The 13,677-nt window shown below is 54.7% G+C and carries 9 protein-coding genes; 7 read left to right on the forward strand and 2 right to left on the reverse strand.

The window, feature by feature from the left end:
* The first annotated feature begins 68 nt into the window (after window positions 1-68).
* From I8E17_RS23015 to I8E17_RS23045, 7 genes are all read left to right on the forward strand, one after another.
* Complete coding sequence (locus tag I8E17_RS23015; RefSeq protein ID WP_069615688.1) at window positions 69-761, forward strand: outer membrane protein; 693 nt, start codon at window positions 69-71, stop codon at window positions 759-761.
* A gap of 52 nt (window positions 762-813) precedes the next feature.
* Complete coding sequence (locus I8E17_RS23020; protein ID WP_069615512.1) at window positions 814-2,004, forward strand: Hint domain-containing protein; 1,191 nt, start codon at window positions 814-816, stop codon at window positions 2,002-2,004.
* Window positions 2,005-2,793: 789 nt separating this feature from the next.
* The gene (locus I8E17_RS23025; RefSeq protein WP_069615513.1) at window positions 2,794-4,593 is read left to right on the forward strand and encodes a Hint domain-containing protein; all 1,800 of its coding nucleotides are present in this window, start codon (window positions 2,794-2,796) and stop codon (window positions 4,591-4,593) included.
* A gap of 192 nt (window positions 4,594-4,785) precedes the next feature.
* The gene (locus I8E17_RS23030; protein ID WP_141720122.1) at window positions 4,786-6,936 is read left to right on the forward strand and encodes a tetratricopeptide repeat protein; all 2,151 of its coding nucleotides are present in this window, start codon (window positions 4,786-4,788) and stop codon (window positions 6,934-6,936) included.
* 93 nt (window positions 6,937-7,029) lie between these two features.
* Window positions 7,030-7,992, forward strand: a complete 963-nt coding sequence (locus I8E17_RS23035) for an FkbM family methyltransferase (protein ID WP_083258333.1) — start codon at window positions 7,030-7,032, stop codon at window positions 7,990-7,992.
* A 110-nt stretch (window positions 7,993-8,102) separates the two neighbouring features.
* Complete coding sequence (locus I8E17_RS23040; protein ID WP_141720123.1) at window positions 8,103-10,028, forward strand: hypothetical protein; 1,926 nt, start codon at window positions 8,103-8,105, stop codon at window positions 10,026-10,028.
* A gap of 65 nt (window positions 10,029-10,093) precedes the next feature.
* Entirely contained in the window at window positions 10,094-11,038 is a 945-nt protein-coding gene (locus I8E17_RS23045) for a class I SAM-dependent methyltransferase (protein WP_162750968.1), read from the forward strand.
* Window positions 11,039-11,167: 129 nt separating this feature from the next.
* Here I8E17_RS23045 and I8E17_RS23050 read toward each other — a convergent pair whose 3' ends face one another.
* Together I8E17_RS23050 and I8E17_RS23055 are read right to left on the reverse strand one after the other, a co-directional pair.
* On the reverse strand, window positions 11,168-12,391 hold the full coding sequence (locus I8E17_RS23050) for a DUF4214 domain-containing protein (protein ID WP_083258334.1): 1,224 nt from the start codon (window positions 12,389-12,391) through the stop codon (window positions 11,168-11,170).
* A complete protein-coding gene (locus I8E17_RS23055; RefSeq protein WP_069615689.1) occupies window positions 12,378-13,589 on the reverse strand; it encodes a capsule biosynthesis protein in 1,212 nt (403 codons plus the stop codon). The genes I8E17_RS23050 and I8E17_RS23055 overlap by 14 nt, the downstream gene beginning before the upstream one ends.
* Window positions 13,590-13,677 lie beyond the last annotated feature (88 nt).

Genomic DNA, 13,677 nt, shown 5'->3' on the forward strand with positions numbered 1-13,677 from the left:
TGGCCTCAACGTGAACTTTCGCAAGTTACATGTTGAATCTCGTGAATTCCTTCGAGGAGAATTTTCGAATGCGCAAGTTTTTGGGGACTACGGTTTTCTTGTTGGCGACGGTTGCGGGAAGTACCGTCTATGCAGCAGATCTCGCAACTTCCACACCGCCTCAAGCTCCCGTCGAGGCGGCGCCGGTATTTTCGTGGACCGGTTTCTATGTCGGTGTGAATGCCGGCGGCGGTTTCGGAGGCAACGACGATGTCGGGTTCCATTCCTTCGGAAGCTATCTTGGCAGATTTGGCAAGCTTGAGGGGTCCGGTTTCCTCGGAGGTGGCCAGATCGGCTACAACTACCAGTTCGACCCCAATTGGGTAGTCGGCCTCGAAGCCGATTTTCAGGGTGCTGACATCAGCGACTCCTTCCGAAACGGCACCGCAAGTGCATCTTCCAAGATCGACTGGTTCGGCACTGTCCGCCCCCGCATCGGTTACGCCTATGACAACACTTTGTTCTACGGCACCGGCGGTCTCGCCTATGGGCACGTTGACTACAAGGGTGCCTTGGGCGGCGTAAGCTTTGACGATGACAAGACCAAGGCCGGCTGGACCATAGGTGCCGGCGTCGAACATGCCTTTACCGACCATGTGACGGCAAAACTCGAATATCAGTATGTCGATTTTGGCAGCAGCAACGTGGGCGGGGATGCGCTCAACTCCAAAGCGAGCCTCGATTTCCATGCCGTCCGAGTGGGTCTGAACTACAAATTCTGATCCAGTTTTGCCTTGAAAGACAATACGTTAATCTGTCGGAGAGGGTAATAACATGGCTTTGATTGGCATCAACCTAATCAACAATGGCACGACTACGATTGATAGTAGCAATGCCGGCACTTCCTCGGATAGCATCCAGCTCAATCTGGTTGCCAACGGTACGGTGATTGTTGACGGCGTTGATGTCGATATTAGCAGTATCGTCGGCATCGGCGGGGCTTCAAATACAACGATCAAAGCAGTTCGTGGTGCGAATGTGACGATCAATGCCGGCCTCGCCAATGTCGGGGCCGCTTCGACCTATACTTATGCGATAGGTACCGATTCGAGTATTACGGCGGATGTGGGCCTGCTTACTGTCGATCTTTTGAACGGGGCTACTGTGGATTTTGCCGATGCAAAGGGTAGTGGGCTGTTCGCCTACGATCCAGGCGGCATCAATTTGAGCCTCTCGACTCCGCCGAACGTCGTAAACGTTCAATCGGGAGACAGGATCGAGGTAGTAGGCTCGAACGTTGTCTCTCAAACAGGGAATACCGTCACCTTCTTCGGCGGTCTCTTGAACGCGGTACCGTTCGGCTCCTATACCATACCCATGGGTGTCACCTACACCTACGATGCCAACGCAGACAGCCTGACTTTTACGAGCTGCTTTCTGCGCGGCACACTCATCCGCACACCCGAGGGAGATACTCCGGTCGAGGATTTACGGGCCGGCGATCTCGTGGTTACCCACAAAGGCGTTGCGGAAATCAGATGGGTCGGACGGCGCCGGATTGATCCGAAGGCGATCGATAAGCCACGTGATACCCTTCCGGTTCGCATACAGGCGGGCGCCCTTGCCGAAAACGTCCCTTCCCGGGATCTTTACGTTTCGCCCGACCGTTGCATGTTTCTGGAGGAATCGTTGATTCCAGCAAAGTTCCTCCTCAACGGTACCACGATCACGCAGGAGACGACTTTGGTGCCGTTCGAGTATTACCATATCGAACTCGAACAGCACTCGATCATTCTTGCCGAAGGCGCAAAGACCGAGACATATCTCGCTCTCGGTGGTCGTATGTCCTTCCTTGAGCCCGGCGTACTGCGGTTTGGTTCCTTTGCAAGTACAGCAACGCGCACCTGGAACGACTGGTGCTATCCGCCAGTCTATGCCGGCAGAGTGCTCCAGCAAGCCCGTATGTCGATTGAAAGGCGGGCGGCGGAAATGGGCTATCGCGTCCGCGAAGCTGAAGCATCCTGAGAGAAGAATAACACCGCCATAAGACGGTGCTATTTCGTCCTATTTACTAAATGGAGATCGGGTTAACGGACGAGCTTCGATCAAGAGCCGTCGGTTGGTCTAAAAAACACGCAGATTTTTCTCCATCCTGCGTCCTTCCCATTTTGAGTATCGGCCGTTTGGCCAGTAAGACTCGCTTATCTGTTGTTTTTACAAGGGGATACTCATCAAATTCGCCATCGGTTTGGCGGTATGGATGCCTGTCGATCTTACGGCCTATAACGCTCTCCCCGGGTGCCCCGATGGTGCGCGGGTCAGGGTTGGCGAAGTAATCGAGCATTGCTGCAGAGCCTAAGCATCTCGTGGCGGTAGCCGATTTCAATCCGAGCGAAACCACACTCTCAAACCTTAAAGTCTTCTCAAGAACAGCTGGCGAACGACCCATCGGCAGCGTTTAGATGAAAAGCGAGGTAACCCGAGTCTTCGTGCCCGACGAACGCTGCAACTATCTGACAGCGCGTGTGATTCCGCTTTGAAAGTCAACTACGCTTCGGCGAGAACAGAAAATATCTTTATTAGACTATGATTAAAGAGATTTTGTCGCGTTTTATACTGCCGTGACGGGATTGGTGTGGCGGGGGTGGGATCGCCTGGACAAGAGTGCCGATGGTCTTTGCATGCTCTGGAGTTCCTCGCGCTGCGGCGTCGGTAAGGAGATGTGCGAAGGGCGAACCGAAGCTCCATCGTCCTACGCGATGAGGGTCAGCATAGACTAGTTCTGAACTCGTTTACTTTAACGGAGCAAGAAACATGGCGGAAGGCAATTATAGTGCCACCACTGCGAGTGGCGTACAGTATAATCTGACCTATGACCCTGGCGTACTTGGGGTAGGTGCAAACTATGATCTCACCATCACCAACCCGGATCTTACGACGACGACGGTAAACAATATCGCGCCGGGCAATGTTGCGACGCCGGTTAATGGCACCAGTTCGCTGTCTATCCTCTCGGTCCTTGGGAACACCAACTATGTGGTGGCCCCCGGCGCGACGGCAACCGTCAACATTACCGCTGCGCTATTGGGTTCGTCCACGGTCTATGTGGGCGGCGACGCTACCATCAATTCTGGTATTAGCTTGCTGAGCGGCATGACCGTTATTGTTGACGGCGGCACCGCCACCGCTGCCGGCGGCTCGGTCCTCGGAGCGCTGAGCGGCTTGACCGTCGATATCGAGAATGGCGGCTCGTTCACCAACGGAGCGGCGTTGATAAGCGCGCTGAACGGCACGACCATCAACTTCGGAGCCGGTGGGGGCACCTTCATCGCGAACGCCGGTGGGGCGGTTCTCGATCTTTCGTCGACGACCATCAATAGTTTCGATGCCGCGACGGACAAGATTGAATTCCAGGGGCTGGCCGGATCGGTGGATCACTACACCATCACATCGAGCGGCGGCTCCCAGACGATCAGCCTTTTCGACAGCAGCAACAATCCGCTCGGAAATGTCAGCGTTGCCGGTACCAGTTTTACGACCGGCACTTTCATCGCCGGCCAGGCGGGTCCGCTGACAATCACTGCGAATGGTGCGGCGATAGACATTACTCCGGTGGCGACGCCCTGCTTCGTTTCCGGAACGCTTATCCTTACCGCGCGCGGCGAGGTCGCCGTCGAAGATCTGAGGGTTGGCGACCTGGCGATCACGGCGACCGGCGAAGCCCGTCCGATCATTTGGATCGGCAGCAGACGGGTCGAACGGCCGGTGCGCAATGAGTGGCCGGTCCGGGTTCGTGCCGGCGCGTTCGGCGATAACATGCCCGCTCGCGATCTGCTGCTGTCAGGCGGCCATGCGGTCTGCGTGGACTTGATGGGCGAAGTGTTTGTGCCGGTCGGCGAGCTGGCCAACGGCGCGACGATCGTCCGCGAGGAGTGGCCCGAGGTCACATATTGGCACGTGGAACTGGAAAGCCATGATGTGCTGATGGCCGAGGGCATGGGCTGCGAGAGCTACATGGAAGTGGGCAATCGCGCTTTCTTCGGCAGGGCTTATGGCCGCCTTGTCGAGGTCGACGCCGCTCAGCGTGTGGCCGAGAGCCTGACCCGTTATGCCCGCCCCTTCGTCGACCGTGGTGTCCTCGTCGAGGCGATCCGCGAGCGGTTGATCGCGCGGGCGGAGGCACTCGGCTGGAGCCGGGCTGCGGATATGGACCTGCATATGCTCGTCGACGGCAAACGCGTGGAGGGGCAGATCGACGGCGACCTCGCCCGGTTCATCTTCCCGGCTTCCGCAAAGACGGCGAGCCTGGTGTCGCGGACCTTCTCTCCTGGTCGGGAAGTCCGTGCGCTTGGTGTGCGGTTCGAAAGCCTGCGCATCCTTGACGGCCTCAAGACGGATTGCGACGTCGCCTTGAACGGCCTCGTCGGTCTGCATCCCGAAGAGATTGCTGCGGGTTGCAACTGGGCTTGGACCAATGGTCATCTCGCGCTGCCCGCCACGCTCTGGGCGGATTGCAAGGGTCACGTGATCCTGCGCCTGACGGGCTACGTCGAAGCCGGTCAGCCCTGGGTGGCGCCGGAAGAAAAGGTCGTCGCGGGGCTCCGCGCCGCTTGAGGAAAGCCCACCTTTCGGCGGTCCGCCTTTGGGCCGCCGACAGAGTGAGGAGCTGTTCAGCAGCCGGAGGCGGATGGGATCGACCTATCCGTCTCCGGCAAGAACCGGCGGAGTTGCGAGCGCCGACAAACCATCGCCGAAATCCCCTTGGCCATCGCGATCAACCTGACCCAACAAACCGGGCGAGATTTCATGAACATTTTCCGCAGCAAGGAAGAAATGAGAAACGTCGTCAGCGAGGCAGACGTCGCGCGGGATTCGAGATTGTGGCAGAAAGCGGCCGACCTCTATGATGAGCATTTGCAGACCAATCCCGAGGACACGGGGATTTGGGTTCAGGCGGGCAACTGCCTCAAGGAAGCGGGTGACTACCGCGAGGCAGCCAAGCGCTACCAGAAAGCCCTCGAGCTCAATCCGGATGATTCCGATATTCACCTGCAGCGCGGGCACTTGCTGAAGCTCACCGGACGCATGGGCGAAGCAATCGAAAGCTACAAGCGCTCGGTGGAATGCAACCCCGGCAACCACGACGCCGTCATCGAACTCGTGGCAGCGGGCGCCGCTGGCGACGTCTTCTCAGATTTCAGCGCCGAGAGCGAAAAAGCGGTAAAGACCATCTGGCTCGACGTCACCGACCTCATGGAATATGCTCAGCACAATAAGAGCCTGAGCGGAATTCAACGCGTCGTCGCCAATCTGGTCCTTCATATCGAGTCCGGTATTTTCGGAGATTACCGCGTTATCCCGGTGATCCCGGAGTATGATCGCCATCGTATTCTCGCCGCGAGCCCGGCGGCACTTGCGACGCTTGTTCGCCAGTTCGATGTCCCGATTGTCGATCGCAGCATGGTCGATAAGGCAATTGCCGCCGTGTTCGACGCGCGCTTCGAAGTTTGGCCCACGCAGGATGATATATTCGTCGTTGCGGGCGCTTTCTGGATCTATCCGCATTACGATGTCATGCGGAAGCTTCGTGAAAAGGGCATGCGCTTCTGCGTATTCATTCATGATCTCATTCAGATCCGGAATCCGGAATATGTCCAGCAGGCTGCCGTCGACAAGTTTCAAAGACAGCTGATCGATGTATTGTCGGTTTGCGATTTCGTTCTGGCGAATTCGGAGTTCGTCGCATCCGAAATCAGAGCCTATTTCAAGGAGCGTCTCAACTTCGAGCTGCCCGTCAAGGCAATTCCGCTCGCAACGGAGCTGCGGAAGACGCAGAAGAAGACGAGGATTCTCAATACCAACATCCTCGGCATGGCAGAGGAGGAATATGTCCTCTGTGTTGCAACGATCGAGGTTCGCAAGAATCATATGTACCAGATCCGCATCTGGGAACGTCTGATCCGCGAACTGGGCGAGAAGGCACCGAAACTCGTCTGGGTGGGCAAATGGGGTTGGCAGATCGACGAATTGCGCCACCATCTGGCCACTCACGGCTATGTCGGGGACTGGCTCTATATTTTCAACGACATTTCGGACGACGAGCTGGAATATCTATACCGGCATTCGCTGTTTACGACCTATACAAGCTTTGCCGAAGGCTTTGGCCTGCCCATTGGCGAGAGCCTGAATTACGGCAAGCCCTGCATCGCCTCCAACGCCACCTCGATGCCCGAAGTTGGAGGGCATTTCGTGCGTTACATCAATCCTTACAACATCGAGGACGGTTACAACATCTTCAAGCAGGTCATTGTCGATCGCAACGATCTGGCCGACTGGCAGCGCGATATCGAGCAGAATTTCGTGCCGAAATCGTGGGATGCGTTCTGCTCCGAGCTGTTCTCGACGGCGATCGACATGAGCGTCGAGCTGGGAGAGCAGCCCGGCCGTTTGAATTGCCGCCTGCCTCGCAGCGAGATCATCGAAGGCGGCGACACGGCGCTATTGCGGATTGCCGCCGAAGGTCGGCGGATCGTCACCTTTCGCGCAGCACGTGACTCTGGCTGGTTCGCCATGGAGGATTGGGGTGTCTGGGCAAGCCAGCGCCGCTCCCGGCTTGTGTTCGATAGCGAACTCGCCGAGGGCCAGAAAGTGCGTATCTACCTGGAGGTGATGTGCCCGCCTGGCAGCCAGAACATTGTTTTGATCACCGATGCCGGGGGGGAAACGTCTTCCTTCCAGTTGATCGACCGGCCGACCTACATTTCGTTCGAAGGTGTTGTCGGACCGCAGGGGAGGGTGACGGTCAATCTGCTGACGAGGGGCAGGTTCGCCGATACCGGCGCTCGGTCATGCCATCTCGGGCTTTCAGCCGTGGCGTACTGCGACGGGGCGGCCCCACTGGAACGAGTGGGTTTGTTGGAGAAAGTCATGCTCCAATCGCAGCTAGGCCGAAACTGATTGAAGCCGTCCCGTTAGGCGGCTTGGCCCGCCTCAAAATGTAATTTTGATCAATTCGATTCCCGAGATCAGTGCTGTGAGTGGAGGTTGTTTATGGATGGAAGTTTAGAAACGATATGTCAGTTCCTGTATGGGAACGATATTCCTCCATCTCATAAAGATCATATTAGGCGACATGGTATTTCGGATGGAGAACTATCTTATTCAAAAATTCGCTCTGTTATAGGTGTTTTTGATCGTCAGAGCTTAAACACACCGATCATTGTCAGATTTGGACCAGAGGATATTTTCTACGCTGATCTTGGATCATTTAGCTTGGCGGTAGACAATGCGGACAGGGCAGTCGGCCTTTCGATACTGCATTCAGGTATATATGAGCCTCATGTCACTGCCTTTTGTAAGTCAGTGATCAAGGAGGGAATGCATGTCGTCGATATTGGTGCAAACATCGGGTATTTTACGCTGTTGTCCTCAAGGCTCGTTGGACCATCGGGTTCCGTGACAGCAATAGAGCCGAATTCCGAAAATAGTCGCTTGATACTGTTGAGCATCGAGCGAAACGGAATTGACAATGTAAAGCTTCTGCCTGTCGCACTATCCAGCGCCGAAGGGGCTGCCTATTTCTCTACGCATGTGGGTTCCAATGGCGGGTTGCTGCCGGAAACTTCCGCTGTTTTAAGCAGTCCTTATTGTACGGTGGTGCCGGTTTTTCGTCTGGATCAGCTGGTCCAAAAGCGCATCGATTTCATCAAGGTTGACGTAGAGGGCGCAGAGTCCAAGGTTTTTGACGGCGCTTGGCCTCTTATAGAGCGCGATCGGCCCATCATATCGACGGAGTTCTCGCCGGAGATGCTTCAGCGCATATCTGGGGTGGATCCGCTGAGCTATTTAAAGAGGTTTACAGATATTGGTTATCACATTGGTCTTCTTGATCGAGCGGACCCGACGGGCGCACCGAAGGACATAGGAGACCCTGGCCTGTTTTTACAGAACTATGGGGCGAATACTCGCCTTGAAGATCTGGCGCTGATCCCCCGTGAGCGGCTTTCAAACTGAAATATAACTATTGAGAATTTCCTCCGTTGGGAGTTCTAGCGTGCATTTGGCAAGTGGCAAGAGATGAGGCGAAGCGGCGTCGTCTCCATAAGTCGGTGAGGACTGTAAAAATGCCAATTTCCAAGGACGACGTGAGCTACGGCTATCGCTATCTCTTGGGCAGGTTGCCAGAAAACAACGACCGTACTGCCGGACAATTTTTGCTGCTCGCATGGGCACTTCTGGTGTTCAGTTTCAGTACGGGTGCCTGGGCGCAAAGCGCCAGCACGGTCCAAACAAACGCTGCGTTACAATCGACGTCCATTTCGGGACTGGCTGTGGGAACGACCATTGTCCGTAGCGGGTTTTACGCCGCCGGTGACGGCGGCGCGGCTACATACACCTTGTCGGCATCCAACTGCACCGGCCCAGATAACGGCGCGAAGGTCCAACCATCAAGCGGGACAGGGTGTTGGATGCTGCAGCCTAGCACAATAACGGACATCCGCATTTGGGGCGCACAAAACAACAACTCGACAGATATTGGCCAATATGTCCAGAAAGCCTACGACGCAAATGTTGGTTGCATCTTTATCCCGGCGGGAATTTGGTTATGGTCCTCTGCAGTAACAATGTCGGCGCAGACCCCTTGCTTCCGCGGAGCAGGCTGGAATGAGGCGGTTTCAGCGGGATCATTGAGCAGCACAAATATGCTTGGTACGTGGATTCACCGCTCTAGCACTTCGTTCACCCCCGCCACAATAAGTGGACTTGCTGGCCAAGGAGGTACGCCCTCCTTTTCTTATATAGCGTTCTATGACGATCAGCCAACGATTGGTACTGGTCCCTGGACCCCAAACGCCTATCCATATTTCTTCGTACTTAACAATAATGGCCGGGTCGATTTTGATAATATCATGTTCTATAATACAACGCATTGCATCAGTGTCTTTAATTCTGCGCGCGGTCACATCACAAATATTTATGGCCAGCCCCAGGGAACGTGTCTTTCCTTTGATCACATGCATGATATTTCGACGCTTAAAGATATCCAGTTTTGGCCTTTCTGGTCAGGGGCTTCCGTCGTCGCGGCGTTCGACCAGACTGTTGATCCGATTGTCTACGCGCGATCCGATTCACCTTTTATAGACGACATTTTTACCTTGTCTTATCATAGTGCCCTAGCCTTTACCCAATCGAACGAAGGTACCACGACGGGTGCCCAGATCGGTTCTGTGTCCGCTGACGCCACGTTATACGGCATTTGGATTAAGCCCGACGCGACAGGCGTGCAATTACAGATCGCCAATCTTCGCGGGTCGGGCCAGGCATTTCCCGGAACCGGAAGTCAGCCTGGTTCAGGCACCTATCGGGATTCTGGGACAAGTACGCAGGTATCGATCGGAAATATAGATTGCTTCTACGCTGGCGGTAGCTGCATCTCTGTATTGGGCAGCGGAAGCCTGCAATTTGGTAACGGAGTCCTTTGGAACTACAACAACGACAATAATGGGTCGGCCGCTATTGATGCCGGAGCTTCCGGCTTTATTTCAGGCGCAAATCCACCAAGTATAGCCAATGTCACACATCCAGCACCTGTAATTCCCACAACATCCGCCGGCGGCATTTATGAGCTGCGCGGCGTAAGACAGTATTGGACTCCGGGAGTGGTCGGGAGCGGCGAGAGCGGCACGGTAACGTATAGCTCGCGTGTTGGGACGTTCTGGTATGATGGCTCTCAGGTGACGATTACCTTTTACATAAACGGTACTACCTCCAGCGGCCTCTCAGGTTCTCTCTTTATCAATGGTCTGCCGTTTACGGACAATGAGCTACCAGACCAGCACGCGTTCTGCACCATTTCCAGTATGGCGGGAATTACGCTCAGTCCCTCGTTTACTATTCTATCTGGGGTTGTAGTCAGTGGCTTAAATCAAATATTGCTTGTCCAAAGTGGCAGTGGCCAGGCGACAATACCGGCCCCGACGACGATTGTGACGGGCGGTTCCGGCTCCTTCGTACTTGGAGGATCATGTACGTTCGCATCAGGGCAATAAGAAGAACAACGAACAACGACCGTCGCGGCTTGTGCACCAAGAAATATCACTTAAGGACCAGAGAAATGCCAATTTCTAAGGACGACGTGAGCTATGGCTATCGCTATCTCTTAGGCAGGTTGCCAGAAAACAACGATGTTATAGAAATTTATCGCCAGGCATTCGAAGACGTTGAATTATTCCGCCAGCATCTGATGGAGTCTCCCGAGTATAAATTAAAGAATCCGATAGCGGTCACTAAATCTTTTCTGGCCCATACTCCGCCCTCCGATATTGAAACCACCATGGACGATCCCACTCTTAAACAGGTGGTATCCAAGACGGCATCCTATTGGTCAGAAATTGGTGCTCAGGCGCCACATTGGTCTGTGTTGTCTTTGGATAAATATGTGCCGGATCAATTGGAACAAAATCTGGTTGAATTTTATGAAAGCGGTGTCGGAGATTTGTACTTGGTTTGCGACCTGCTCCGTAGAATGAACCGATCGCCAAATGACTTCAAAACTATCCTTGAATTTGGTTGCGGTGTGGGGCGTGCGACGGCTGCGCTGGCTACGGCCTTCAAGCATGTTATCGCGCTGGACATCTCAGCCCCTCATATTGAATTGGCGAAAAAGCATATTGCATCTTCGGGCGCCAATAATGTCGAGTTTATCCAAGTCACAGCTGAGAATGTCATGCCAGGGCGCGGCTTCGATCTTTGGTATTCCCGGCTGGTGCTGCAACACAATCCGCCGCCGGTTACACTGTCTATCCTAGAGAGGGCGTTTTCCGGATTGCCGCCTCACGGAGTCGCGATCGTACACGTTAGGACACATGAAGATGGTTACAGCTTCAAAGTAGCAGACTATCTCAAGGGTGGTTTCAAACTCGATATGGAGATGCACTCCACGCCGCAACATTCCATCTTGGAGCTGGCCGATAGAACTGGCTGCCGGTTATTCGAGTTGCATGAAGAGCCTGGCCATATCGACAATGTTACCAGCATCTTTGTTTTCGTGAAGAAATAACTCCCGCATACGCCGAAGGCCGCCTTGAGAAGTGTGCGGCAAAGTAGCTGACTGTGAGTACGAACATCTATACGCAATTCCGGACGGAAAACCGCCATACACTTTCCCGGAATTGCTGTAAGACTTGGATCAGAAAAACGCCGGATTGCGCCATACCTGATCACCATCCGCAACAAGCATCGGATCTCCGTGCGGATCGTCCCTGGTCTTCGCGGCAACAATGCCTTCGCAAACCCAGCCATGCTTGGGAAACAAGCTGATAAGGCGCCGATCCAAGTCAGCGGAATGCGTGCCAATGAATACGCGCTTCACCTGCTTCGTCACCACATCGATATGGCGTTCAAAGAGGTCGCCTTCGGCACCTTGAATATCGCAATGGATGAGATCAATGGTCCCTTTGCCGTCTAGGACCGTTGCTAGACTATAACATGCGACTTCTTCAATTTCCGCGATAAGGCCGCTATGATGCCTCAGGAATGTCCCGAATGCATCGCCATCGTTGCCTTCGCCAGAAAAGGCAGCGGCGGCGCCATAGACATGCCCGGCCTGCGCTGCCCGAGGGAACCTGGCTATCCCGTCCTCAACGCCGATGACCCCATGAATAACGTCGGCATCGCTATCCGGGATGGAGTTTTCACGAAAAGAATGGTGAATGTAATCGATATGACCACGATCCCCTTCGATCGGGATCACATGAGCGCTTAAGCCTTTCTGTTTGGCGGCCGCATAGCCGATCGCCGACCAAGGTGCCCATCCGGCACCGAGCTCAATCATGCTGAATCGCTCCCGAGCGTCGAGAACTGAGCGCAATACCGCGATCCATTCCAGGGCGGCCCCATGAAAATTACCGGGAAACGGAAATGATTCAACCAGTCCGGAATGGCTTGCAAGACCGACATGGTTCACGTTGGAAACACAACCGAGAAAGTTGGTCACAAAGCCTGCTCGGCCCGGACCCTCATACTTTCTGAATTGCCGAAATACATCCATTGCCTCTCTTCCGGAGGAGCCATATGTGTGAATGTATCCATGTATGGTCTTGAATTCATCAGACGTGCTGATTTGCCGTATAAGATCTTCATATGAAATTGAGTTCTTCTCCAACAACTCGAGATAAGAACTCATGCCGTTCTTGTCAGGATCTCTTCCTAGAAGACCTTTATATGCTGCGATGATGACGTCCTTTGCATCGCTTGTTTTCGATTGCTCTTCGATCACGATGTGCTCCATTTCCGTTTCTATGCGATAGTGAACTTCAATAAACGCACTGATTGCAAAAAAGACGATGCGATACGTCGAACTGCGATTACACAACCCTCTCAGGGCACTGATATCGAGGTCAGCCGCTTTCATGATCCCTGATGGCGGTGACCATGAGCCAGCCCAGCAGATAGCAAAGGCTCAGGGACAGGAAAACGACCGTAACGTTCTTCAGCGCATAAGGCATCTCTGCCTCGTCTGGCATCTGCGGCGGAACGACGACCTCAAGATAGAGCTGTTGGCGGCGGGCATCGGCTCGGGCTGCTTCGAGCGCATCGAGCGCGGCAACGAGCGCCTTGTTGGAAAACTCCCGCATCAGGACGAGACTTTCGTAATCTGCAATTCTGGGCGCGACGGATTTGTCGGATCCGACCATTTTTGCTCGCTCATTCTCGATCTGCTGCTCCAGTGCCGCGACCTGGCTCGTCAGAAAGGGAATGGAGTTACTGTCCGGCGCAGTCTTGCGCGTCTCTGCAAGGCGTGCCCGTGTATTGGCGAGAGCGGACGTCAGATTGCTGATGAGATCGATCATCGACATGGAGCTGGCATTCGGATCGACCATCAGCTCCTTGTTTCTGAAGTTTGTTATGTTTCTTTGGGCATCTATGACCCGCTGCTGCGCCTGCTGCACCTCGCCATCGGCAAAGCGAACCGCATCGCCGCGGGCGCGATTGTTGAGCCGGTCAAGAAGATCGCCGCCAAGTGCCAGCAATGAGGCGTTCATATCCGCGGCATCCTGCGCGTGAAAGGCTGTCGTCCGCAGGACGGTGATGCCTGTGGTGTCGTTGTGAATGACAGACACCCGGCTCGAATAGTAATTAAAGAGCTGTTCCTCGCTGTTGTTTTCCCAGAAGCGGGGAAAGCGCGTCAGCCAGTCCGCCTGCGGACTGCCAAAAATAGCACGTACGGGAAGCTTTTCGGCAAGTTCCTTCAGCGCCTGGCGGGAGCGGATATATTCCTGCACGGAAAAAGTATCGTCCTGCGAGCGCGTTATCCCGCTGTTCTGCAGCAGAGAACCGAAAACATTGGAGGATGGCGGCGCGGCCATGCGGACGACGAAAGAGGATTCGGACACATAGATTGGAGCGGCGATGAATGCGTAATAGGCGCTGACCGCCAGGGTAGGGGCAACAACCGCCAGCAGATAAACGCTTAGACGGCCGTAACGCTTGCGACGCTTTCGGGCCTTTGCAGGTCCGGCAATCGAAGTTGCAATCATGCGGTGGAAAGGCTGCCGGCGCTGATCTGCATCGACTTTCTTGTTTTGGGTCTCGGGGTTAATCAGAGCCATGACCATGCCCTTTCTGGTGGTCGTCTGTCGTTGCATATCCGCGAGCGGACGTCACGGACGCTAATTGTCCGAGCCCGGCGCAATGAAG

This window comes from Rhizobium sp. AB2/73 (assembly GCF_020871915.1).
GTDB classification, from domain to species: Bacteria; Pseudomonadota; Alphaproteobacteria; order Rhizobiales; family Rhizobiaceae; genus Rhizobium; species Rhizobium dioscoreae.

Bases quoted from the DNA above. Each gene is read 5' to 3' on its own strand.
- I8E17_RS23015 (WP_069615688.1), top strand. From the start codon at position 69: ATGCGCAAGTTTTTGGGGACTACGGTTTTCTTGTTGGCGACGGTTGCG.
- I8E17_RS23020 (WP_069615512.1), top strand. From the start codon at position 814: ATGGCTTTGATTGGCATCAACCTAATCAACAATGGCACGACTACGATT.
- I8E17_RS23025 (WP_069615513.1), top strand. From the start codon at position 2,794: ATGGCGGAAGGCAATTATAGTGCCACCACTGCGAGTGGCGTACAGTAT.
- I8E17_RS23030 (WP_141720122.1), top strand. From the start codon at position 4,786: ATGAACATTTTCCGCAGCAAGGAAGAAATGAGAAACGTCGTCAGCGAG.
- I8E17_RS23035 (WP_083258333.1), top strand. From the start codon at position 7,030: ATGGATGGAAGTTTAGAAACGATATGTCAGTTCCTGTATGGGAACGAT.
- I8E17_RS23040 (WP_141720123.1), top strand. From the start codon at position 8,103: ATGCCAATTTCCAAGGACGACGTGAGCTACGGCTATCGCTATCTCTTG.
- I8E17_RS23045 (WP_162750968.1), top strand. From the start codon at position 10,094: ATGCCAATTTCTAAGGACGACGTGAGCTATGGCTATCGCTATCTCTTA.
- I8E17_RS23050 (WP_083258334.1), bottom strand. From the start codon at position 12,391: ATGAAAGCGGCTGACCTCGATATCAGTGCCCTGAGAGGGTTGTGTAAT.
- I8E17_RS23055 (WP_069615689.1), bottom strand. From the start codon at position 13,589: ATGGCTCTGATTAACCCCGAGACCCAAAACAAGAAAGTCGATGCAGAT.